The sequence below is a fragment of the Streptomyces netropsis genome, from assembly GCF_014203545.1.
GTDB lineage: Bacteria > Actinomycetota > Actinomycetes > Streptomycetales > Streptomycetaceae > Streptomyces > Streptomyces netropsis.
The window spans coordinates 1-23,305 of the sequence record NZ_JACHJG010000014.1 but is presented as its reverse complement, the minus strand read 5'-3'; the positions used below and the strand labels follow the sequence as shown (position 1 = coordinate 23,305).

Sequence of the window (23,305 nt, the reverse complement as noted above, 5' to 3'; positions counted from 1 at the left end):
CGATGTGGAAGATGCCCATTTCCGCCGGTCAGCAGCGTTTCCGTGCGATGGCGGTCGACTCGGCCAACCCCCTTCCGTTGCTTGAGAAGTACTAGGGAAGAGACATGTCAGCTGATTCCGTTCCGCGCAGTATCCATGAGATCAGAGATTTCCTTCTTTCTCGGCTCGTGGACTTGCTGGGCGTGCCCCGGGGCGAGGTGGACCGATGGGCACCACTTCACCGGTACGGGCTGGACTCGCTGAAGTCCACTGCGCTTGTCGCCACCTTGTCGGAATTTCTCGCAAGGCCGGTGCCGGTCACCTTGCTGTGGGACCACCCGACGCTGGAGGGGCTGTCCCTTGCCCTTGCCCGAGGCCCTCGCGACGACGCCGATTCCGCAGCGGACGGGGAGCGGCATCCGACGAGGACGTACGGTCCGCAGGAGCCGGTGGCTCTCGTCGGGATCGGGTGCAGGCTTCCCGGAGCGGCGGACCCGTCGTCGTACTGGCAACTGCTCGTGGACGGACGGGACGCCGTGGACACGGTGCGTCCTCGGCGCCGAGAGCGTCTGGGACCCGACGGTGAGACGACCGCGTTCCGCTGGGGCGGGTACCTCGACGACATCGACATGTTCGATCCGCTTTTCTTCGGGATCTCACCGCGTGAGGCCGTTTCCATGGATCCCCAGCAGCGTCTGGTGCTGGAGTTGGCGTGGGAGGCGCTGGAGGATGCCGGTGTTCCACCGGGCGGCCTCGTCGGGAGCGACACCGGCGTCTTCATGGGCTCCAGTTGGAGTGATTACGCCGCGATGGCGCACCAGAGCGGTTCGCGGCAGGACATCGGGCCCCACACGGCAACGGGGATGCACAACAGCATCATCGCCAACCGTGTCTCCTACGTCCTCGGGCTGCAGGGGCCCAGCATGGCCGTCGACACGGCCTGTTCGGCCTCGCTCGTCGCGGTGCACCTCGCCTGTCAGGCGATCCGGGCCGGAGAGAGCGAGCTGGCCCTCGCCGGCGGGGTGAACCTGAGCTTCTTCACCGACCATTTTCTGGCCATGAACCAGACCGGGGCACTGTCGTCCGACGGCCGTATCAAGGCGTTCGACGCGCGCGCCGACGGCGCCGTGCGCTCCGAGGGGGCGGCCGTGGTCGTCCTCGCGCCGCTGCGGGTGGCGCTGGAACGCGGGCTGCCCGTGTACTGCCTCATCCGCGGCAGCGCGGTCAACAACGACGGTCTGAGCAACGGGCTCACCGCCCCCAACCCCCGCGCCCAGGAAGCCCTGCTGCGCGCGGCCTACCGGCGGGCCGGCGTCTCACCGTCTCTGGTGGACTACGTGGAGTGCCACGGCACCGGCACCCCCTTGGGAGATCCGATCGAGGCGAAGGCCCTCGGGACCGTGCTGGGCCGTGGCCGCGCGCCCGAGGACGCCCTGCGGATCGGGTCGGTGAAGACGAACATCGGGCACCTCGAACCCGCGGCGGGTGTCGCCGGTCTCGTCAAGGTGGCCCTCGCCCTGCGCAACGGCGTTCTCCCGGCCAGTCTGCACTACAGCAGTCCCAACCCGCAGATCTCCTTCGCCGAGGCCCGTCTGCGGGTCCAGGACCGGACCACAGCATGGCCACGACGGTCGGACGCGCGCCGGGCGGGTGTCAGTGCCTTCGGCTTCGGCGGCACCAACTGCCACGTCGTCGCCGAGGAGTTCCCCCACCCGGAGAGCTCGCTCCTGCTGCTGGCCGAGGACTCCCCGCAGGCGCTCTCCGACCGGGTCGCCGAACTCCGCGCCGAGCTGGCGGACGATGCCACGACGGATCTGCCGGCCATGTGCCGGCAGGCACTCGACACGCGCGGTACGGGCCCGTTCCGGCTCGCGGCTGCTGCCCGCAACCGGACCGAACTCCGTGCACAGCTCGACGCGTTCGCCGCCGACCGCGCCCACGCGGGGCTGGCAGTGGGTGAGAGCGGTGCGAGGAAGCCGCGGGTGGCTTTCCTGTGCTCCGGCACCGGCGGCCAGTGGCTGGGGATGGGCAGACGACTGCTCGCGGGGATGCCCGCGTTCCGCCGGTCCCTGATGCGCGCGGACGCACGCATCAGGGAGCTGGCGGGCTTCTCCGTGGTCGACCAGCTGCTCGCGGACGGGGAACACTCCCGGCTCGATGACATGGAGGTCGTCCAACCGCTCCTGTTCGCCCTCCAGATCGCCCTCGCGGACGCCTGGCGCTCGCTGGGCGTGGAACCCGATCTGGTGCTCGGCCAGAGCATCGGCGAGTTCGCCGCGGCCCACATCGCCGGGGCCCTCGACTTCGAGGACGCGACCCTGCTGGCCGTGCACCACGCGCGGCTCGTGCAGCGGCATGCCGTGGGCCTCGGAGACACGATGGTGGTCATGGCCGAGGCGGACCGTCTCGCCCCGTATCTCGTCGCCGCCGAAGGCCTCACCCTGGCGGGGCACAACAGCCCCACGTCCGTGCTGGTCTCGGGCGGGACCGCGGCGCTCCAGGCGTTGGCCGAGCGGCTCGCGGCGGACGGCGTGAGCTGTCACCGGGTACGGATGGGGTACGCGTCGCACTCGCCCCTGGTGGACCCCGTACTGGCCCCGTTACGCGCCGCGCTCGAAGGGATCAAGCCGGTCGAGCCGCGCATTCCCATGATCTCCACCGTCACCGGGAAGCAGATCGCCGGCGGCGACCTCCTCGGCCCGGACTACTGGGTGGAGAACGTCCGAGGGCGGAGCGAACTCACCGGTGCCGTAGAGGCGATGGCGGAGCACGGCGTCGACGCCGTCATCGAACTGGGCCCCCACCCGGTGCTGCTGAAGCCGGTGCGCGAGACCCTCGCGGGGCATCCGGTCAGCTGCCTCCCCACGCTCCAGCGCGGCACGGACGACGGCTGGAGCCTGCTCTGTGCACTGGGCGAGCTGCACGCCGCCGGGCTTCCCGTCACCGCCGACGCCTTCGTCTGCGGGGTACGAGGCCGCCATCTCGCGCCGAGCCGGCGGGGGGCGTTCGCCCGCGCCGAGCGCACGCCCGAGCCGGCGGGGCGGGTGCACCTCGTGCCGGTGACCGCCCGCTCGGCGGAAGCCCTGCTCGACACCTGCCGCGAACTGTCCAATCACGTCGAGCGCGAGCCCGGCCTCGGGGTTCCCGATCTCGCTTACACCCTCGCGGACCGGCGCACCCACCACCCACACCGCGTGGCGATCCTGGCACGTGACCGCCAGGACCTCCTCGACGGGCTCGCGCGGGTCAGCGCCGGCGAGCCGCACACCGACCTCGTGCGGGGCACGGCCGAGGGCGGCGGCGGGGGGCGGGTCGCGTTGGTCTTCTCCGGGAGCGGGACGCAGTGGCCGCGCATGGGCCGCGAACTGCTCACGTGGCACGCCGGCTTCCGGGAGCGGATGGAAGCCTGCGACACCGCTGTGCGCGCCGTGGCCGGCTGGTCGGTGATCGACGAGCTGGTGGCGCCACCGGAGACGTCGCGTCTGGACGCGGTGGACATACAACAGCCCGTGCTGTTCGCGCTCCACGTCGCGCTGGCGCGGCTGTGGACCGATCTCGGCGTGCAGCCCGCGGCGCTCCTCGGGCACAGCGTGGGCGAGGTGGCCGCGGCCTGCGTGGGCGGCGCGCTGTCGCTGGAGGACGGGGCCCGGATCGCCGTCGCCCGCGCGCACCTCATCCAGCACGGGTCCGGCCCGGGCGCCATGATCGTCGTAGAGCTGTCGGACGACGTCCTCCCCTACCTCGCCCGCTACGAGGGACGCGCTTCCGTCGCGGCGTACAACAGTCCCACCAGCGTGGCCGTCTCCGGCGCGCCCGACGCGGTCCGCGCCCTGGAAGAGGATCTGCGGCGCGCGGGGATACCGACGCGTTCCATCCGTGTGGAGCGGGCGGGGCACAGCGTGCTGATGGACCCGATCCTGCCGACGCTGCGCGAGGCGCTCGAGGACGTCACACCCCGGCCGTTCGAGGTGCCGTTCCACTCCACGGCGCTCGACGGTGTGGTGGACCCCCGTGTCGACGCGGACTACTGGGCGCACAACCTCCGCAATCCCGTGCGGTTCGCCCCGGCGGTCGCGGCGCTCGTCGAGGGCGGCGTCGACACCTTCATCGAGATCGGCCCGCACGGAACCTTGCGAGGCGCCGTCGAGGAGACGGCACTGGCCCATGGAGCCCACGTCCATGTGGTCGCATCCCTGCGGCGGGGCGAGAGCGACATCCGCAGCCTGCTCGGCTCCGCGGCCTCCCTGTTCGCGCACGGCGTGCCCCTGTCGCCGGCGACGCTGTTCCCGGACGGCGCGCAGGTGGTCGAGACACCGCTCGTCCGCTGGCAGAAGGACCGCTACTGGCTGGGGACGGGGACGGCATCGCACGGCCGGGGCGAGGCCGGCACCGCCACCGAGGCGCCGCGGCCGCCCGGGACCGGCACGGCCCCGGCGGACCCGGACGTGAGCCGGGCGCCGCGGGACGTGATCCTCGGCGAGATCGCCGAGGTGCTCGGGGTGCCGCCCAGGATGTTCGGCCCCCAGACCCGGTTGCGGGACTTCGGACTGGACTCCATGCTGGCCATCCGCCTGAGCAACAGGATGCAGACGCTCTTCGGGCACCGGGTGTCGCCGGTGGAGTTCCTCGACGGCCGCACCGTACGGGACCTGCTCGATCATCTTCTCGAGCTCGTCGACCGGCGGGAGGGGACAGCCGCGGGCGACGATGCGGCGGAGCCGGCGAAGACGTACGACCGGACATCCGCCGTCGCACAGCTGACGGACGAGGACGCGGAAGAACTGCTGGACGAACTCGTCGCGAGGCAGCTGCTGGACGCTCCGGCCGACGCGGTGCCCGCGCGTGAGAGCCTGCGGTCCGCGCTGGAGCAGCGGTCCTTCGAGCTGGCGCCCACCGGGCACGGGCAGGGCTCGATCTGGTTGATGCAGCAGCTGTCGCCCGACGGCGTGGCCTACAACCTCATGTGCGCCGCGCGCATCCCCGCCGTGGTGGACGAGCGGGCCCTGGAGCGGGCCGTACGAGCGGTGGTGGAGCGGCACCCCGCGCTGCGCACCCTCTTCGTCGAGACGGGCGGACGGCCCTACCAGCTGATCCTGGCGGAGCCGGTGTACGAGTTCCTGACGGTCGACGGCTCGGGGCTCGACGACGAGGCGGTGCGCGACCTGCTCGTGGAGCACGGACACCGACCGCTCGACCTCGACCAGGGCCCCATCCTCCGGGCGGTGCTGGTGTCCCGCGGGGCCGAGGACAACCACCTGCTGCTGGTCATCCATCATGTCGCCGCCGATGCCGCCTCCGTGGACATCGTGGTAGGCGATCTGCGGGAGTACTACGAGCGGGCGTTGCACGGGGACCTGGCGCCCCAGGAGCCGGTGGCTCCCTACACGGACTTCGTCGATTGGGAGTGTGCGTGGCTCCAGGGCGCGGAGGCCGAAGAGGCGCTGCACTGGTGGTCGGAACGCCTGTCCGCGCCTCCGGCCCACCTCGACCTGCCGCAGCGGTCGGCCGGGGCCGTGGCACCGGCCGGGCAGCGGCCCCCCGGGGTCGGATACGAGGGGGAGGACCTGACGTTCCGGTGGGGCGCCGAGGAGGCGCGCCGGCTGAAGGCCTTCGCGGTGCGGGAGGGCGTTTCGATCAGCACCCTCGTACTGACGGGCTTCTTCGCGACGCTGAACCGGGTGGTCGGCACCGAGGACACCGTGGTCGCCACGGCCATCGCGCAGCGTGGTGAGGCGGGCCGGGAGTCCGCGGTGGGATACTACCTCAACACGGTGCTGGTACGTGCCCGGCCGAGTGGCGCCGGCAGTTTCCGTCAACTGCTCGGTGAGGTCCACACGTTCTCGCTCGGCCTGTTGAAGCACATGGACTACCCCCTGGACCTGCTGGTGTCGGAGCTCAATCCGCCCCGGGCCGACGGACGTCCACCCTGGTTCGACTTCGCCGTCAACTGGCTCTCCGGCGACGCGTTCACCTACGCCAACACGCTCTTCCACGGCGTCGGTGAGCCCGAGAAGCCCTCCGGGGCGCTGCCGCTCGTCCCGCTTCCCCTACGGCGGGACATCGCGAAATTCGACCTGGAGATCACGATGGCTGATGTCTCCGACGAGGTGGTCGGCCAGGTCCAGTACAAGCCGAACTTTGTGGAAAGAGAGACCGTGACCATGCTGCTGGAGCGCTTCCGCTCCGTGCTCTTCCAGGCGATCGACCAGCCGGACCTGGCACTTGAGCACCTTCCCGTGGACGACCGGCCGGAGGAGACGGACCTGTGACACCTACTGCTGACACCCTTCACGGCAGGTTCTTGGAACACGCCGCGAAGACCCCGGACGCACCGGCGGTCTTCTCCGACGCGGGGGTGCTGACCTACGGAGAACTCGACCGGCAGTCGGCGCTCCTGGCCGAACGGCTGGTCGCCGAGGGCGCGCGCGCCGGGGTTGCCGTCGGCATCTGCGTCGAGCGCACCCCGAGCCTGCTCGTCGGCATCCTGGGGATCCTGCGCTCGGGCGCCTGCTACCTGCCGCTCGACCCCAAGTACCCGGACGAGCGGCTGCGCTTCATGGTGGAGGACAGCGGTACCCGGCTGCTGCTGACCTCGGTCGCGTCGCGGGACCGTTGCCCGCAGGGGCCCACGGTGCTCGTGCTCGGCGACGCCGCCGGGACCGCAGGCGGTCCGGGCGGTACGGACCGGCCCGTCGCCACCGTTCCGGGCGACTCCGCCTATCTGATCTACACGTCCGGTTCGACGGGCCGGCCCAAGGGAGTGCCGATCCGGCACAGCAGCTGCGCGGCGATGCTGTCCGAGGCAGACCGGATCTTCGCGGAGTGCGACCTGAGCGGTGTCGCGGCCGTGAGCTCCGTCTGCTTCGACCTGGCGGTCATGGAGATCTTCGCCCCGCTCTCCCGGGGCGGCGGCGTGGTGCTGCTGGAGAGCGCGGTCCACCTCCCGGAGAGCCCGCATCTGAACCGGGTGACCCACCTCAACACCGTGCCGTCCGTCATGGCGAGCCTGCTCGACGCCGGCGGAGTGCCACCCGGGCTGCGATCGGTGGTCCTCGGCGGGGAGACGGTACGCCGCCGGCTCGTGGACCGGGTGTACGACGGGACGGAGGTGGAGCGGGTCTTCAACGGGTACGGGCCCACCGAGGGAACCGTCTTCTGCACGTTCAAGCTCGTCGCACGCGGCGAGCCCGGCGAGCCGTCGATCGGCACGCCCTCGTCCACCGCCCGGCTCTACGTCCTGGACGAGAAGCTGCGTCCGCTGACGGAAGGGGAGGCGGGCGAGCTGTACCTCGGCGGCGCGGGCCTGGCCCGGGGTTACCTCAATCGGCCGCGGCTGACCGCCGAACGCTTCGTACCGGATCCGCATCTCGTCGGCGAACGCATGTACCGCACCGGTGACATCGCCCGGTTCGTGCCCGGTGGCGAACTGGAGTTCGTAGGGCGCGCGGACCACCAGGTGAAGGTACGCGGGTACCGCATCGAGCTGGAGGAGGCCGAGGCGTGGCTGTCCGGCTGCCCCGAGGTACGGGAGGCGGCGGTCTCGGTGCGCGCGGCCGACGGGCAGCAGGACGCGGGCTCGCTGGTGGCGTACGTCGTGCCGCACGATGGCCGGGGCGGGGAGTCCGCCGACCGCGGCCCGTGGCTGGATTCCGCCCTCCAGTCCCGTATCACGGACCGGCTGAACGGGGCACTGCCCGACTACATGGTCCCCGAGACGGTGGTGTTCCTCGCCGCGCTCCCCGTGTCGCCGAACGGCAAGCTCGACCGGGCGGCCCTGCCGGAACCTCCGACGCCCGACGCGCCGACGGCGGTGGAGGCGGCCGGTACCCCGACCGAGGTGGCCCTGGTCGAGCTCTGGGCCGAGATCCTCGACCGTGCGCCGCAGACCATCGGTGTGCGCGACGCGTTCTACGACCTCGGGGGCAACTCGCTGCTGCTGGTGCGGCTGGCCAAGCGGATGGGTCAGCGGTTCGGCAGACGAGTCGGGGTGTCGGATCTCTTCCGGTTCCGTGACATCGCGTCGCTCGGCACGTGGCTGGACACCGAGGAGCAGGGTGCCACTCCCGACGCGATCACGGAAGCGAGGCGCCGTGCCACGGCCCGCCGTTCCGTCGTGCGCGGCCGGGGCAGGCCGTCCGGCGGCTGAGCCGTCCCCACCGTGAACATCCTGGTCCATTGGAGATCTTGAGGCTGATGAACGAAACCCCTGAGCAGGAATACGACGACGGCGACGTCGCGATCATCGGTATCGCGTGCCGCTATCCCGGCGCGCGCGACAAGGAGCAGTTCTGGGAGAACCTCGTCGACGGACGGGAGTCCATCACCTTCCTCCGCAAGGAGGAGATCGAGGTGGATCAGGCGCTGGTCAACAACCCGGCATACGTACGGGCCTGCGCGCCGCTCGACGGCTACGACGAGTTCGACCCCTCGGTCTTCGGCATCCCGGACCACGTGGCGACGCTGATGACGCCGGAGCACCGCATCTTCCTGGAGAGCGTCTGGGACGTCCTGGAGGACGCCGGTTACGACCCGGACCGCGTCGGGGGCGAGGTGGGCGTCTACGCGGGAGCCAATCCCATGACTCCGGCGCAGTACAGCTCCCCGCCCGACTGGGTCTCGGTCGGCCCCGAGGTGATGGACCGCAGCAACGCCTGGTTCACGGACACGATGACCTCGAACGCCCTTTACTACCTCGGGTTGACGGGCGAGGCGGTCACCCTGACGGCGGTGTGCACCGGGTTCCACTACGCGGTGCACCTCGCGTGCCAGTCGCTCCTGCTGGGCCAGACGGACATGGCCGTCGCGAGCGGGGTCATGGTCCGGCTGCCCCAGCGCCGCGGTTACCTGTGGGAAGAGGGCCGCATCGCGTCCCGGGACGGCCACTGCCGTCCGTTCGACGCCAAGGGCACGGGAACGCGGCTCGCCAGCGGTGTGGCGACGCTCCTGCTCAAACCGCTGCGGCAGGCCGTCGCCGATCGCGATCACATCTACGCGACGGTGAAGGGGTCGGCCATCAACAACAACGGTGCCAGCGCGCTGTCGTACGGCTTCGCCCAACCCGAGCGGCTCAGCGCCTGCATCGCCAACGCCATGCACGTCGGCGGCGTGACCCCGGACAGCGTGTCGCTGTACGAGGCCAACACCTTCGGCCTGCCGATCACCGACGGGCTGGAGGTCCGCGCGGCGCAGATGGCGCTCGGCAAGGAGACCGGCACCACCTCCATCGGCTCGGTCAAGGGGAACATCGGCCACGCGGGAGTGGCCGCGGGCGGGTCCGGCACCGTCAAGGCAGCGCTGTCCCTCTACCACCGGAAGCTGGTCGCCACGATCAACCTGACGGAGGTGAACGAGGAGCTCGACTTCCCCCACTCCCCCTTCGTACCCCAGCTGGAAGGCGCGGACTGGGCGCCGAAGGCCGGCATCCGGCGCGCGGGCATCACCGCACTCGGTGGCGGTGGCTACAACGCGCACCTGGTGCTGGAGGAACCGCCGGCCCTGCCCGCCCGGGAGCCCGAGTCCAGGGCGGCGAGGCTCGTCACGCTCTCCGCGCTCGACGACCGGGGGCTGGCCGAGCGGCGCGCGGCCCTGCGGGAGTGGATGGTCCGGCATCCCGGGGCGCGGCTCGACGACATCTGCTTCAGTCTCAACCTCGGACGCCGGATCATGGACCGGCGCTGGGCGGCCGTGGTGAGCACCAAGGGTGAACTGCTCGAGGCCCTCTCGGCCGGCACCGGCGGTCGGGTGACCTCCAGCGGCTCGGCGCGACAGGTGGACCTTTCCGGTTTCCGGCGCACCGACGGCGGTCTCGTGCCGGCCACCGACGACGCGCGCCACGACGAGGAGACGCTCTTCGGGCTCGCCGAGGCCTGGGCGCGGGGCCAACGGGTGGACTTCGCCGTCCTGCACGAGGGGGAGCCGAGCCACCGCGTGCCCCTGCCGAGCTATCCGTTCGCGCGCCGGCGCTTCTGGCGCACCAGCTGGTGACCACCGGACATGTCGACCTCTCCCTTGGCCCGAACAGCCGGAGCATCGCGATGAATGCCACAACGGTCACCACCGACACGGTCGACCTCGCCGACCCCGCCACCTTCGCGGACCACGATCTCACCGAGTTCTGGCGCACCCTGAGGGACACCAGCCCCGTTCGATGGAATCCGCCGACGCGGCAGCGGCGAGGGTTCTGGGTGCTGTCGCGCCATGCGGACATCATGGCCGTCCACCGCGACGACGAGAACTTCACCTCGGAGCGGGGCAATGTCCTCGTGACCCTGTTGGAGGGCGGCGACGCGGGAGCGGGAAAGATGCTCGCGGTCACCGACGGCCCGCGGCACGAGCAGTTGCGCAAGATCCTGCTGCGGGCCCTGGGGCCACGGGTGCTCAAACCCGTGGCGGACGCGGTGCGGGCCAACACCCGTCAATTGGTCCGGGAAGCGGTCGCACGCGGCGACTGCGATTTCGCCCTGGAGATCGCCAGCCGCATCCCGATGACCACCATCTCCAATCTGCTGGGCGTACCCGAGAGCGATCGCGACTTCCTCCTCACCCAGACGAAGACCGCCCTGAGCGCCGATGACGACGCCATCGACGAGGAGGAGTCGGCGATGGCGCGCAACGAGATCCTGCTCTACTTCCAGGATCTGGTGGAGGAGCGGCGCACAGCACCGGGCGAGGATCTGATCAGCACGCTGGCTCAGAGCACGGTCGACGGGGCGCCGCTGAGCGACGAGGACGTCGTCCTCAACTGCTACAGCCTGATCATCGGCGGTGACGAGACCAGCCGACTGACCATGATCGACAGCGTGTACTCGCTCGCCGCGCATCCGGAGCAGTGGCGACGGCTCAAGGACGGGGACTGCGGGATCGACACCGCCGTCGACGAGGTGCTGCGGTGGGCGTCCCCGTCGATGCACTTCGGCCGGACCGCGGTGCGTGACACGGAGATCGAGGGTGTCCGCATCGCGAAGAACGAGATCGTGACCCTGTGGCACTCCTCCGCCAACCGGGACGAGCGGGTGTTCGACCAGCCTGACGTGTTCGACCTGGGGCGTACGCCCAACAGACAGATCGCGTTCGGCTACGGCCCCCACTTCTGTGTCGGCTCCTATCTCGCCAGGATCGAGATATCCGAACTTCTCATGGCTCTGCGGGACTTCACCGTGGGCTTCGAGCGGACCGGCGAGGCGCCGCGGGTTCGCTCCAACCTTCTGAACGGCTTCCACAGCCTGCCGGTGCGGTTCCACCCGGACCGTGCCGGACTGGCACGCGACGACAACCTGAGCGGGGCGAAGTGATGACCGGAAATCCATTCGACGCGGGTGCCGGCGACTCGCAGGCGGGTGACAGCGACTGGCAGGTGGTCGTCAACAGCCAGGGCGCATACGCCCTTTGGCGACCGTACCTGGACCTCCCCGACGGCTGGAGCGTCGTCGTTCCCGGTACCGACCGGGAGGCCGCGCTGGACCACATCGAGCGGAACTGGACCGAACTGGGGCCGGTCGAGCGGGCCGGGGCCGAGCGATAGTGCCGTTCACATCCGTCGACAAGACCATTTCGAGATGCCTCGCGGGCAAGGACGCCCGAGTCGAGGAGAGTTCCGTGGAGACGAGGAGACGAGCATGAGCCAGCTGTCCGATGCCGTGCTGAACGGCGCGTCGGCCGAGGAGATCGAGAACGCTCCGCTGCCCGACGACTACCTGGCTCTGCATCTGCGGGCCGAGGACGTCGACATGTTCGACGGGGTGGCCGACAAGGACGTCCGCAAATCGCTCCGCCTCGGCACCGTGCCCCTGCCGGAACTCGCGCCGGACGAGGTCCTGGTCGCGGTGATGGCCAGTTCCATCAACTACAACACCGTGTGGTCGGCCATGTTCGAGCCGCTGCCGACCTTCCGCTTCCTGAAGCAGAACGCCCGGCAAGGAGGCTGGGCCACGCGCCACGACCAGCCGTACCACGTCGTCGGGTCGGACTGCTCCGGCGTCGTCGTGCGCACGGGTTCCGGGGTGCGACGCTGGAAGGTGGGCGACCACGTCGTGGTCCACCCCGTCCAGGCGGACGACCAGGAGCCCGCCTCGCAGGCGGACGCGGTGCTGGGCGAGGAGCAGCGGGCCTGGGGATTCGAGACGAACTTCGGGGCGCTCGCCGAGTACGGCGTCGTACGGGCGAGCCAGCTGGTCCCCAAGCCCGCGCATCTGACGTGGGAAGAGGCCGCGAGCAACCCGCTGTGCGCCGGAACGGCCTACCGCATGCTCGTCAGCGACCGGGGCGCCCGGATGAAGCAGGGCGACATCGTCCTGATCTGGGGTGCGGCGGGCGGACTGGGCGCGTACGCGATCCAGTTCGTGAAGAACGGCGGCGGCGTTCCGGTGGCGGTCGTCAGCTCCGAGCGCAAGGCGGAAGCGGTGCGCGCACTCGGCTGCGACATCGTGATCAATCGCGCCGAGCTGGGCATCACCAATGACCTGAGCGACGACCCGCAGCAGGTGATCGAGGCGGGCAAGCGGCTCGGCAAGCTCATCATCGAACGGGCCGGCCGCGAGCCGGACATCGTGTTCGAGCACACCGGCCGTGCCACCTTCGGCATCTCCGTGTTCGTGGCGCGACGCGGCGGCACCGTGGTGACCTGCGGTTCGAGCTCCGGGTATCAACACTCCTTCGACAACCGCTACCTGTGGATGCGGCTCAAGAAGATCATCGGCAGTCACGCCGCCAACCTCCAGGAGCAGTGGGAGACCCATCGGCTGTTCGAGCGCGGGGACGTCGTACCGGCCATGTCGGCCGTCTATCCCCTGGCCGACGCGGCGGAAGCGTGCCGTGTCGTGCAGACCAGCCGGCAGGTGGGCAAGATCGCGGTGCTGTGCATGGCGCCGCGCACCGGGCTCGGAGTGACCGACCCCGAGCTGCGCGCGCGCATCGGGGAGGACCGGCTCAACCCGTTGCGGGGACTCACCCCTCGTACCAGCGGGACCTGAGGGCCCGGAGCCCGCGGGGCGTGGTGGGAGGTTCACCTCCGGCGCGCCCCGGGGGGGGGGGGGGGGGGGAACGGCTCGCGCTGCGCCGAGCGGGTCAAGCTCACACGCCCGACCTACGGCAACCCGCCCCCGTGCGGGCACGGACTCACTACCCTTGACCAGTGGTGACAGGCAAACCGGAAGCAGACGAAGAAGAGTCACGGTACGGGCTCCCGAGCCATCGGGTGCTCCTGGACGCGAACCCCGCGTGGGCCGGTGAGCAGCCGGCCGAGTTCGCCCGCGTCCAGAAGCGGATGCGGGGGCTGCTGGGGTCCGTACTCGCGATCAGCGGCGAGCTGGAACTGCCTGTCGTGCTGCGTCGCATCGTGACCACTGCCATGGACCTGGTGGATGCCCGCTACGGCGCGCTGGGGGTGCTCGACGAGGAGGGGACGGAGCTCGCCGAGTTCATCCCCGTCGGCCTGGACGAGGAGGAGAACGAACGGCTGGCCGGGGTGGCGCTCCCGCACGGGCTGGGGCTGCTGGGCCTGCTCATCAGCGATCCGCGTCCGCTGCGGGTCGACACCATCACCACCCACCCGGGGTCCGCGGGCTTCCCGCCGGGCCATCCCCCGATGACCACGCTGCTCGGGGTCGCCATCGGTGTGCGCGGCCGTGTCTACGGCAATCTGTATCTGACCGATCGCCGGGACGGCAAGCCGTTCGACGCCGACGACGAGGCCGTCGTGATCGCGCTCGCCGGCGCCGCGGGCGTGGCCATCGAGAACGCCCGGCTCTACGGCCAGGTCCGTACGGCGGCCGAGCAGTTCCAGCGGCTGCTGCTGCCGAGCCTGCCCGAACTCGCGCCCTTCACGTCCTGGTCCCTGTACCGGCCCGCGGCCGAACCGGCCCTGATCGGAGGCGATTGGTACGACGCGTTCCTGCTGCCCGACGGAGCCCGGGCGATGATCGTGGGCGATGTCGTCGGCCACGACGTACGGGCGGCCGCCGCCATGGCGCAGGTCCGCAATATGCTGCGCGCCCTCGCCTACGACTCGGGCGTGCTGCCCAGCGAGCTGCTGGGCCGGCTCGACCGCACTCTGCAGGCCGTCGCCGAACCCACCATGGCGACCGTCTGCCTGGCCCGGCTCGAACCGCACGACGACGGGTGGTCGATCGTGTGGAGCAGCGCCGGTCATCCGCCGCCGCTGGTGGTCACGGCGGACGGCGACGCGCGCTACCTGGAGGGCCGGCCCGACGTACCGATCGGGGTCGACACCACCTTCGCCCGCCACGACCACCGGCACGTGCTGCCCCCGGGGGCCACGGTGCTGATGTTCACCGACGGTCTCGTCGAACACCCGGGCCGCGATCCGGAAGAGGGGCTGCGGACGGTCGCGGAGGTGGCGGCGGCACACGCCCGGCTGCCCCTGGAGTCGCTGGGCGAGGCCGTGGTCGCGGCGCGGCCGAGCGACGGGCACGACGACATGGCCATCCTCGCCCTGCGCGCGCCGGCCGCGGACTGAGCCACCGGGCGCGGGGGGGGGGTGCACGGCGGCCCGCCTTCACTGTGTGGGGCCGCCGTGAGTGGTGGGGCACGGCATCGCAAGAACGTCGAATGCGACAGGACGGGTGTCCTTCCGGACAGTCCTCATCCGGTTCCGTCAACGATCCGCAATGTTCACTCACATGTGTGCACTCGTTCACCCAGAGTTCTCTCTACGTCCGCATTCCTTCGAACGTACAGAGAGAGCGAAGCCATGGACTCCCTACGACACCTCGCCGCACATCTGGGGCTCGACCTCGCCGCCGTGTGCCTGCTGACCTTCGCCATCTACTACCCGCGACACCGGCGGCGCGACCTCGTACCGGCCTACCTGGCCTTGAACGTCGCCCTGTTCACCGTCGTCGCGGCCCTCGCGGAGGTGGGCGGCAACGGTGGCACCGCGCTCGGCTTCGGGCTCTTCGGCGTGCTGTCGATCATCCGGCTCCGCTCCGACTCCGTCCAGCACGAGGAGGTCGCCTACTACTTCACCACGCTCGTCCTCGGCCTCATCTGCGGGCTGCCGCATCTGGCGTTCTCCCTCGCGGCCGCGCTGAGCGCCCTGCTGCTCCTCGTCATCTACGGCGCCGACCACCCCCGGCTGCTCGCCCGCTCCCGCCGCACGGTCGTCACCCTCGACGCCGTCCACAGCGACCCCGCGGCCCTGCGCGCCGATCTCGCCCGCCGCCTCGGCGAGCCCCTGAACTGGACGGTCATGGAAGTCGACTTCGTCCGCGATCTGACGGTCGTCGACGTCCGCTACCGCGAGCCCGAGCCGGGGGCGGACACCCGCCGGGCCGAGCCGTCGGAGACCGTACGCGCCGCGGCTCCCGCGTGGGAGGCGGCATGACCACCATCGCGCAGGCGCCGCCGGCGGCAGCGGCCGTGCGGGCCATCGGCGAGGCGGCCCACGGCACCGGAGCCATCTCCCTCGCCGAGGTCAACGAGCGGGCCGAACTGCTCGCCCGTTTCGACCGCAGCTATCTCGTGCCCGTCGACATCTATCTGCGGATGGTCGAGCGGCTGACCGACCCCCGGCGGCCCGGCGGCCCGTTCCGCGCCCTGGCCATCGACGGCCGCCGCACCTTCCGGTACCACTCGGTCTACTACGACACCCCCGGGCTCCGTTCCTTCCACGACCACCGGCAGGGGCGACGGCTTCGCTTCAAGATCCGCGAGCGGGTGTACCAGGACTCGGGAGAGCGGCAGTTCGAGATCAAGCTCAAAGGCCGACGTGGTGACACCGTCAAGCACCGCGCGCCGCTGACCGGCGAGGACACCCCGCTCGACGGCCACTTCCGGACCTTCCTCGCCGACACCCTCCACCACGCCTACGGCATCGACTCCCCCGCCACGCTGCACCCGTCCCTCAGCACCGACTATCTCCGCGCGACCCTGGTGGCCGACGGCGAGCGCATCACCTGCGACGCCGGGCTGGTCTGCGAGGACCTGCGCGCGGGCCGGACAGTGCGCTGCGACACGGGCCTCGTCCTGGTCGAGACGAAGACGGCGGGGCACCTCACCGAGGCGGACCTCCTGCTGCACTCCTACGGCGTACGGCCGGCCGTCTTCACCAAGTACTGCGGCGCGTTCGCGGCCCTGCGCCCCGCCCTCCCCGCCAACCGCTGGCGCCGCGCCGCGCGTCGCGCGTTCGACGCCGGGTCGTGAGAGGGGCTCACGAGCCGCACGGAGCCGTCCCCCACCGGGCGTAAATCCACTGCCACCAGGCCCACTTGACGTCTACGATCTGCCGATGACGGCTCCCCAGTACCCCGCCAAGCCCCGCCCCGGCGACCTCGTCGCGGTGCTGTCCCCCTCGTCCGGCCTGCCCGGCCTGCTGCCCCTGCCGTACGAGCTGGGGCTGCGCAGACTGCGGGACGACTTCGGGCTGAAGCCCGTCGAGTACCCGGCCACCCGCCGGATGGGGTCGTCGCCCGAGGACCGGGCGGCCGACATCCACGCGGCCTTCTCGGATCCCGAGATCACGGCCGTGATCACCAGCATCGGCGGTGACGACCAGATCACGGTCCTCCCCCACCTCGACCGCGACCTCGTCCGCGCGCATCCGAAGCCGTTCTTCGGCTACAGCGACAACACCAACCTGCTGCTCTTCCTCCGCGAACTGGGCATGGTCTCCTACCACGGCGGTTCGGTGATGGCCGAGTTCGGGCGCCCCGGCGCGATGCATCGGCTGACCGCCGACTCCCTGCGGGCAGCCCTGTTCACCTCGGGCGCGTACGAACTCACCGCCCCGCATACCTCCAGGGACGTGGACCGCCCCTGGGAGGAACCGCGGACGTTCGAGAGCGAACCGGAGATGGAGCCCGCCGAGGGCTGGACCTGGTTCCAGGCGGACCGGGTCGTCGAGGGGGCCGGGTGGGGCGGCAATCTGGAGATCCTGTCCTGGCTGTTGATGGCCGACCGCGAAGTACGGCCGTCGGCCTCCTACCGCGGCGACGTGCTCTTCCTGGAGACGTCCGAGGACATGCCCGCCGCCCGGGAGGTGTTCTGGATCCTGCGGAACATGGGGGAACGCGGGCTCCTGGAGCAGTTCCCGGCCGTACTGGTAGGCCGGGCGAAGAGCTGGTCCTTCGAGAAGCGGCTCGGCGGGGAGGAGAAGGCGCGTTTCCGTCGGGAGCAGCGGGAGGCCGTGCTGCGCGCTCTGCGTCAGTACGCCCCCGACGCCATGGTGGTGTTCGACGTGGACTTCGGCCACACCGATCCGCAGATGGTGATCCCCGTCGGAGGGCGCATCCGGGTGGACGGGCCCGCGCGGCGGATCTTCGTCACCTACTGACCGGCAGTTGTCCTGTGCCACCGAATCTTGATCGTGTGCCATCGAAGTCTGATGACTAAACGGGCTCTCACGGTGCTTCGTCGATGATCGCCTGAGGTCCGGGGCGCACCTTTCGGGGGTCCCGCAGGATCACCGTCCGCCCGTGCGGCGTCCTCACAAACAGGCCGCTACGACGCGAGCGGTCTTTCGGTACGGCGAAGCCCACCGCCAGATACCACTGTTGCGGGACCAGCTGGATGCCATGGTCGACGTAGGTTGATTCGGGGCTTTGCTCCCTGCTTGGGATAACGGTATTTAGCCGGGTCGTGACCGTGAACCAAAACGGGAACGGTGGCAGCTCCCCGTCGGACAGGAAGTGCTCATCCTCGACCAGACCCAAGGAGACCGCCATCCAGCGGGCCGGTGACCGTGGCGCGGGAGGCGGAGGCAACTCGCTCCGTCGGAGCGCGCCTGCGCCGGCCGCATTGTCACGGTGACCGGGCGGCCGGCCGGAGGACCGTGCCGACCGGGGAGGAAGTGCCCGGAGTCGCTCGTGGACGATGGCCGCGTTCGCGGGTCGGTCGTCAGGGTCTTTCGCCAGGAGATCTGAGACAAGATGCTCAAAAGCCTGGGGAAGCCCCACCTGGTCGAGGGCGTCTCCCTCGATCCCGGACAGTGGTGTTCGCCCGGTGAGGAGTTCGTAGAGGACACAACCGAGGGAGTACAGGTCCGCGCGATGGTCGCCGGCACGGCCGCTCAGCCTCTCCGGCGCCATGTATGCCAGGGTGCCGAAGACTCTACTGGCGGTGGCGGACGCGGAGTCGATATAGCGGGCGATCCCGAAGTCGAGAACCTTCACCCGCCCGTCGGTGGTCAGGAACAGGTTCGCTGGCTTGAGGTCGCGGTGGACCATGCCCGCCGCGTGTGCGACCTCCAAAGCCGCGCAGACCTGTCCCGCCCACTCGACAATCAGGTCGACATCGAGAGGGCGTCCAGTGTCCGACAGGACGGTAGCCAGGTCGCGGCCGTGTAGACGCTCCATGACCAGGAACAGGGTGCCGTCTACGTCCTGGCCTAGATCGTGCACGGTGACGATCCCTGGATGGTTGACCCCACCGGCCGTGCGGGCCTCCCGGTGAAACATCGCCACCGCCTCCGCGCTGCCCGGATCGCGCAGCAACTTGACCGCCACGGTGCGCCCGATGACGTGATCGTGCGCGGTCCACACCTCCCCGAAGCCTCCCGTGCCCAATATCTCCAACAAGCGATACCGCCCGGCGAGAACTCGCACCCGCTGCTCCACGAATCCCCCAGCCTCCCGCCATCAGGACTTCCCACGGTCCACCGCACGGCGGGCATCACACAGCGGTTTCCCTTCATTCCTTCACCGCCGCCCAGTACCAGCCCCCGCAAAGCACCCGCCCCCCCTGGCCCAGTGGAACGCCGCGCTCCGTGATCAGTCTTCGATGACACGAACTCGCGTCCGTCAAAGTTCGATGGCACACGCTCAAAGCTTGATAGCACAGGACAACTACGTTCCGTGGTGCTCGTAGGCGCGCGGGAGATCAACTTTTATGTGTCACGCTCCGCCCGCGAAACCGGGCCTGGAGGCTCCTCCAGGTTCCGAGAAACGGACATACAGGGAAGGATCATAGGCGGCGTGACACTTTCCCGAGGGAGCGTGACAGCAGGTGTCACGCTCACGGACCGTCAGCATGACACGGTCGGGCACAGCCGCGGCTGGTTGTTCAGGAGGGGGCTGCTCCAGTCGGCCCCCGATGGATCGCGCATGCCCCCGGGCCTGCGCGGCCAGAGGCTGGGTGAGCAGCTGGAACCCGAGGGTGCAACCCGAGGTGCAACACGGTGCTCACGGTGGGAATGCGGGGTGTTATCGCAGGTCAGGGCCGCAACAGAAGCCTGTTGCACTCGCGCGTTGCAGTGCGTGTTGCACCCCGAACGCGGCCGCGTTGCACGGTTGCACGCGATTCGTGGGCCACGGAAAGCCACAGCCGACCCGGGGGCCTCACAGGAGCGGGGCCGAAGGCCGTGGAGCCTGTTCACCAGGGAAAACAGGTTCCTACCCCATAGGCAAACAGGGCATACAGGTCTATTTTGGCTCACAGCTCACAGGTGTTCAGGAAGGTTGTTGTGAGGTGTTGTTGTCGCTCAGCGTGAGCCTCACAGCAGGCGGGGACGGTTGCACGAGCACTGCTCGCACTCGGCGCAGCTGGCGCACTCCAGGCAGAAGGCCAGAGGAGACGGCCCGGGGCAGTCGCAGATCGGGTTGTGGTCAGGGTCGTCTTCGCCGGGGTACCGGGTCTCGCCGAAGGGCGGCTCGGTCCAGGAGTCGACCGTACCGTCGGCGCGCAGTTCCTCGTAGTGGTGGCCGATGGCGCTGTGCTCTTCCCAGATGGCAACGACCTCTTGGTCGTGGTTCATGCCTGGATCCCCGCGGTGACGGCGCCGGTGAGGAACGCCGCGAGCTCGCCGGCGGCCTCGGAGTCAGCGGCGGCCAGCCGGGCCGCGAACGGGAGCTGGTCGACGTCGGCGCCGGGGACTAGCTGGGTGAGGGCGGCGAGCAGCGCGGCGTGGGCGAGGACCGGCGGGTGCAACAGGCCGGCGGCAGCTTCGCGGGCGGCCGGGTCGGCGTAGTGGCCGCGGTGGGCGGCGAGCGCGCGGGCGAGCCAGGCGTCGACGTCCTGCTGCACGTACGACCCGGCGCGGCGGGTCAGCTCGTCGCGGACGGCTTCGTCGCCCTCGCGGGGCTCGGCCTGTTCCAGGGCGCCCCGGTCGCGCAACACCTGGAGCTCATCGGCGCGGGTGGCGATCCGGTCGGCTTCGCGCAGCTCTACCTCCCGCGCGGCGGCGGCCGCGGCTTCGGCGGCGCGCTCCTCCTGGACGACGACGTCACCGTCCGGGTCGTACACGCCGCCGATCCTGGCCAGCAGCCCTTCAACACGCTCCCACTCAGCGAGCTCCGCCATCCCTCGTTCATCGAGGGCCAGGTCCTCGTGGCGGGAGTCCTGCCGGGCATCGAAGCGGGCGTCCTCGAGCGCGGCCGCGGCCTCAGCGTGCGTCATGCCCCGGGCCCGGCGCCGCACCGAGCTCCGGCCCACCTTCGCGAAGTCGACCGGCGCTGGCGAGGCAGATCCGGTGCGGGGGTGGTGTGGCCGCCGGGGCGCGGGAGTGCTCATCAGGGCCTCGCATTCAATGTCGGGATTGATGACGGCCCGCCGTCCAGAGCGCCTCTCCGACGGACCGTCACATGAGCCGAAGCTCAGGAGTTGTCACCTGCCGAGCCGAGTGAGCTGGCGAAGTGGAGCCGTCAGAGCAGTCTGGTTGTCACCGACAAGGCATTCGACTTGTCACACGCGCTCATTCAGCACTCTTTCTGTCACCAGAAACGAAGATCGCGAGCCGGTGGCTCTCCCGATGCGGCACTTCACTTCACCTGGCGCCGGGACCAACGGCACCGTCCTGGCCTGCGGTTCCTGACCAGCACTGGCCGTCATCACGGCGCGGAGAGCCTGGAGGAGGGCCGGGTGTTGCTGGCAATGGACTGCGCCGGCGATGTGGTCGACGTCGTCTCGCAGCCGTTGAAGATCTCCTTCGGGACCTGCGGGAAGCGCCGCTCCCACACCCCTGACTACCTCGCGGTGACCCGCCGCGGTGTCTGGCTGATCGACGTGCGCCCCGAGCCTTTGATCAAGGAGGTAGACCGGGAGTCGTTCGCCGCGGCCGCCGAGGTCGCTGTCGCCTGCGGCTGGCGCTACGCGGTGGCTGCCCGCTGGCGCGAGCACGCTTTCGCGGGCCTGGACGCGACGGCGTCGCGTCGGCGGCTGAGGTCTGATCCGCTGGGTCTTCGCCAGTGCTGCTTGCCGGGGCTGCGGGCGCCGAGAACATCAGATGGAACGGCCAGAGGGCGCTTCCAACACCCGCGGCCCGCGAGTGGGAGATCTTTCGAACGGAACCGGAGGAGACCGCACTGAAGCCGGGCGATACCTGGCTGGTGGGTATCCCCGCGACCGTGGTGCACGTCCAGGCGGTCCACCGCTTCGATCCGCCCCTGGTTGTCCGGTGCCCCTGAACCTTGACCGTTTGCCACTGAAGTCTGACCGGTGGCCGAGGCACGCAACAGGGAGCAGACCAAGCGCATTCGATCAGGCCACTGCGTCGCCCTCTTCCTGAGCATCGGCGAAGATCCCGTCCTCAGCAGGTGCAAGGCTGCGGGCCCACGGGCGGGCGATCCTGAGCCCGCCCTCGGTCCGCCAGGGCGGGAAACCGGCTGATCTTCTGCGGCAGTGGACGGCGCCGTTCGACAACCTTCCGAGCTGAGGCACGCGCTTGCCCTCCCCGGCGGGTCAGTGGCGTCGCATGCCCAGCGGCACATACAGAGTGCTACCGCTTGCACACCTAACGTGGCACACCTAGCTTCGTAATCAGCGGAAACCACCCGCTCTTCGTTCGATCTGCATAGCTGATGGAGTCCTGCCAATTCCAGGTGATTCCATTAGTTTCGCTGCCAGCCATGTGCCACCTAGTCGACCATGCTACCGCACGACCTGATTGTGGGCTGCACCGAAATCCAAGGAGAAGGTTATGAAGAAGACAGTCCTCGTCATGGCGGGCGTGGCAGTGGCTACGGCATTCTCAGCAGTGCCCAGCCAGGCAGCCCAGTCCGTACTCGTTGTGGATGACAACGGGGTGCAATGCCCGGGCGCACCTTTCACCACGATCCAGGCAGCGATTACTGCGGCCTCACCAGGAGATGTGATCAGGGTCTGTGCCGGAACATACAACGAGGTTGTCACCGTGAACAAGGCGAATTTGCAGTTGATCGGACCGGCCGCCGCCCCCACAGGGACAGCGTGCCGCCAGGCCGGAGCTCCGGATCCGTCCAGACAGGCGATCATTCAGTCGGCGGGCGGTTCAGGCAGTGTCCGCTTGCTGGAGAACGGCATCAGATTCTCCCGCTTCACCGTTCAGAACAACACCTCCAGCTATGGCATCGTCACGAGTGCGACACACTCAGGCCACCAAGTCCGACAGAACATGATCCAGAACAATGTCATCGGAGTCTATTTCCACTCCAGCGGCACAATCCTTTCCGAGGTTGAACAGAACTGCATCCGCCAGAACAATCAACCAGGTTCTGCAAGTGGCAGCGGAATCTACTCAGACGCGGGCCTGAAAAAGGCGGACATCGAAACAAACACCTTCTCTGGTAACGAAAACTCCGGCGTCCTTCTGGACGCGCTGGCTCCCGGAGAAGTCGACAATGTCAAAGTAAACAGCAATACCTCCCTGGAAGACAGGGCCTTTGCGTTCATCTTCAAGTCCAGCAACTCCAGCGTAGGGAGTAACATCATCCGGGACAACTTTGGCGCCCCCGGGATCTTCTTGGGCGACAACAACACGAACTTGAAGATCACCTCCAACATCATTGAGAGGGGATTTCTAGGCGTGCGGGCCAACGCCTTCGGCCTTTCGCCCAGCACCAACGTCACCATCGCCAGCAACGTCATCAGAAATTCCGAATCAAGCACCGTTGGTCACGGCATCAGTGTGGCAGCGAACTCCCTCACGAACTCCGTCATCTCCGGAAACATCGCCGACGACAACGCGGGCGACGGAATCCGAATCGATGCCGGCGGCAACGGGGGCAACAACATCCGGTCCAACGTCGCCCGCCGCAACGGCATGCTCGACTGCCGCGACAACACCAGCGGCACCGGCACCGATGGCACGGCCAACACCTGGACCGGCAACATTGGTCCGAACGCGGCCCCTCCCGGCATCTGCCTCTAGCCTCGCCCTTTCATCTGGGGATGACTGGCACCCCTTCGACGGTGAGCGGTCGGGCACTCCGACCTGGCCGCTGACGTTGCTCTTCCGCCATGGTGAGTTGACACCGAAGGAAGCCGAAGAGGTCGCCCGGGCAGCGGCGGTCGGTGGACAGATGCGTCGATGTGTCTTGGCGGTCAGCCCGCCCCGCGAGCGCCCCAGGGCGGCAGCCTTCAAGCGGGCCTTGCGGCGTCGGCGGATCCGGCGCCGCTCGAC

At 69.6% G+C, this 23,305-nt stretch carries 15 protein-coding genes; 12 read left to right on the top strand and 3 right to left on the bottom strand.

The window, feature by feature from the left end; genetic code table 11:
- The first annotated feature begins 104 nt into the window (after positions 1 to 104).
- The 10 genes from FHS38_RS27770 to FHS38_RS27725 all read left to right on the top strand — a co-directional run bounded on the left by FHS38_RS27770 (position 105) and on the right by FHS38_RS27725 (position 17,266).
- A complete protein-coding gene (locus FHS38_RS27770) occupies positions 105 to 6,248 on the top strand; it encodes a type I polyketide synthase (protein WP_184738117.1) in 6,144 nt (2,047 codons plus the stop codon).
- Complete coding sequence (locus FHS38_RS27765; protein WP_184738115.1) at positions 6,245 to 8,125, top strand: non-ribosomal peptide synthetase; 1,881 nt, start codon at positions 6,245 to 6,247, stop codon at positions 8,123 to 8,125. The genes FHS38_RS27770 and FHS38_RS27765 overlap by 4 nt, the downstream gene beginning before the upstream one ends.
- A 47-nt stretch (positions 8,126 to 8,172) precedes the next feature.
- Positions 8,173 to 9,963, top strand: coding sequence for a beta-ketoacyl synthase N-terminal-like domain-containing protein (locus FHS38_RS27760; protein WP_184738113.1), 1,791 nt, complete (start codon positions 8,173 to 8,175; stop codon positions 9,961 to 9,963).
- A 50-nt stretch (positions 9,964 to 10,013) separates the two neighbouring features.
- A complete protein-coding gene (locus FHS38_RS27755; RefSeq protein ID WP_184738112.1) occupies positions 10,014 to 11,270 on the top strand; it encodes a cytochrome P450 in 1,257 nt (418 codons plus the stop codon).
- Positions 11,270 to 11,500 carry an MbtH family NRPS accessory protein gene (locus FHS38_RS27750; protein ID WP_184738110.1) on the top strand — a complete coding sequence of 77 codons (231 nt, stop codon included), beginning with the start codon at positions 11,270 to 11,272 and terminating at the stop codon, positions 11,498 to 11,500. The genes FHS38_RS27755 and FHS38_RS27750 overlap by 1 nt, the downstream gene beginning before the upstream one ends.
- A 94-nt stretch (positions 11,501 to 11,594) precedes the next feature.
- The gene (gene ccrA / locus FHS38_RS27745; protein ID WP_184738108.1) at positions 11,595 to 12,947 is read left to right on the top strand and encodes a crotonyl-CoA carboxylase/reductase; all 1,353 of its coding nucleotides are present in this window, start codon (positions 11,595 to 11,597) and stop codon (positions 12,945 to 12,947) included.
- A 161-nt stretch (positions 12,948 to 13,108) separates the two neighbouring features.
- Entirely contained in the window at positions 13,109 to 14,452 is a 1,344-nt protein-coding gene (locus FHS38_RS27740) for a PP2C family protein-serine/threonine phosphatase (protein ID WP_376700074.1), read from the top strand.
- 234 nt (positions 14,453 to 14,686) lie between these two features.
- Positions 14,687 to 15,319, top strand: coding sequence for a DUF4956 domain-containing protein (locus FHS38_RS27735; protein WP_184738106.1), 633 nt, complete (start codon positions 14,687 to 14,689; stop codon positions 15,317 to 15,319).
- Positions 15,316 to 16,137: a polyphosphate polymerase domain-containing protein gene (locus FHS38_RS27730; RefSeq protein ID WP_184738104.1), complete on the top strand. Its 822-nt coding sequence runs from the start codon at positions 15,316 to 15,318 to the stop codon at positions 16,135 to 16,137. The genes FHS38_RS27735 and FHS38_RS27730 overlap by 4 nt, the downstream gene beginning before the upstream one ends.
- Positions 16,138 to 16,222: 85 nt before the next feature.
- Positions 16,223 to 17,266, top strand: coding sequence for a S66 family peptidase (locus FHS38_RS27725; RefSeq protein WP_184738102.1), 1,044 nt, complete (start codon positions 16,223 to 16,225; stop codon positions 17,264 to 17,266).
- Between the two features lie 67 nt (positions 17,267 to 17,333).
- Here FHS38_RS27725 and FHS38_RS27720 read toward each other — a convergent pair whose 3' ends face one another.
- The 3 genes from FHS38_RS27720 to FHS38_RS27710 form a co-directional block, all read right to left on the bottom strand.
- Complete coding sequence (locus FHS38_RS27720; protein ID WP_311775289.1) at positions 17,334 to 18,548, bottom strand: serine/threonine-protein kinase; 1,215 nt, start codon at positions 18,546 to 18,548, stop codon at positions 17,334 to 17,336.
- Positions 18,549 to 19,423: 875 nt separating this feature from the next.
- Complete coding sequence (locus FHS38_RS27715) at positions 19,424 to 19,684, bottom strand: hypothetical protein (RefSeq protein WP_184738100.1); 261 nt, start codon at positions 19,682 to 19,684, stop codon at positions 19,424 to 19,426.
- Positions 19,681 to 20,325, bottom strand: coding sequence for a hypothetical protein (locus FHS38_RS27710; RefSeq protein WP_260420979.1), 645 nt, complete (start codon positions 20,323 to 20,325; stop codon positions 19,681 to 19,683). The genes FHS38_RS27715 and FHS38_RS27710 overlap by 4 nt, the downstream gene beginning before the upstream one ends.
- A gap of 462 nt (positions 20,326 to 20,787) precedes the next feature.
- On the opposite strand from FHS38_RS27710, the gene FHS38_RS35700 reads away from it, so the two are divergent.
- Both FHS38_RS35700 and FHS38_RS27700 read left to right on the top strand, forming a co-directional pair.
- Complete coding sequence (locus FHS38_RS35700) at positions 20,788 to 21,234, top strand: hypothetical protein (protein WP_260420978.1); 447 nt, start codon at positions 20,788 to 20,790, stop codon at positions 21,232 to 21,234.
- 610 nt (positions 21,235 to 21,844) lie between these two features.
- Positions 21,845 to 23,053 carry a right-handed parallel beta-helix repeat-containing protein gene (locus FHS38_RS27700; protein WP_184738095.1) on the top strand — a complete coding sequence of 403 codons (1,209 nt, stop codon included), beginning with the start codon at positions 21,845 to 21,847 and terminating at the stop codon, positions 23,051 to 23,053.
- The last annotated feature ends 252 nt before the right edge of the window (positions 23,054 to 23,305 follow it).

Coding starts and splice junctions, on each gene's coding strand:
- FHS38_RS27770 (WP_184738117.1), top strand. CDS start 105: ATGTCAGCTGATTCCGTTCCGCGCAGTATCCATGAGATCAGAGATTTC.
- FHS38_RS27710 (WP_260420979.1), bottom strand. CDS start 20,325: ATGACGCACGCTGAGGCCGCGGCCGCGCTCGAGGACGCCCGCTTCGAT.
- FHS38_RS27760 (WP_184738113.1), top strand. CDS start 8,173: ATGAACGAAACCCCTGAGCAGGAATACGACGACGGCGACGTCGCGATC.
- FHS38_RS27730 (WP_184738104.1), top strand. CDS start 15,316: ATGACCACCATCGCGCAGGCGCCGCCGGCGGCAGCGGCCGTGCGGGCC.
- FHS38_RS27735 (WP_184738106.1), top strand. CDS start 14,687: ATGGACTCCCTACGACACCTCGCCGCACATCTGGGGCTCGACCTCGCC.
- FHS38_RS27755 (WP_184738112.1), top strand. CDS start 10,014: ATGAATGCCACAACGGTCACCACCGACACGGTCGACCTCGCCGACCCC.
- FHS38_RS27700 (WP_184738095.1), top strand. CDS start 21,845: ATGAAGAAGACAGTCCTCGTCATGGCGGGCGTGGCAGTGGCTACGGCA.
- ccrA (WP_184738108.1), top strand. CDS start 11,595: ATGAGCCAGCTGTCCGATGCCGTGCTGAACGGCGCGTCGGCCGAGGAG.
- FHS38_RS27750 (WP_184738110.1), top strand. CDS start 11,270: ATGACCGGAAATCCATTCGACGCGGGTGCCGGCGACTCGCAGGCGGGT.
- FHS38_RS27725 (WP_184738102.1), top strand. CDS start 16,223: ATGACGGCTCCCCAGTACCCCGCCAAGCCCCGCCCCGGCGACCTCGTC.
- FHS38_RS27715 (WP_184738100.1), bottom strand. CDS start 19,684: ATGAACCACGACCAAGAGGTCGTTGCCATCTGGGAAGAGCACAGCGCC.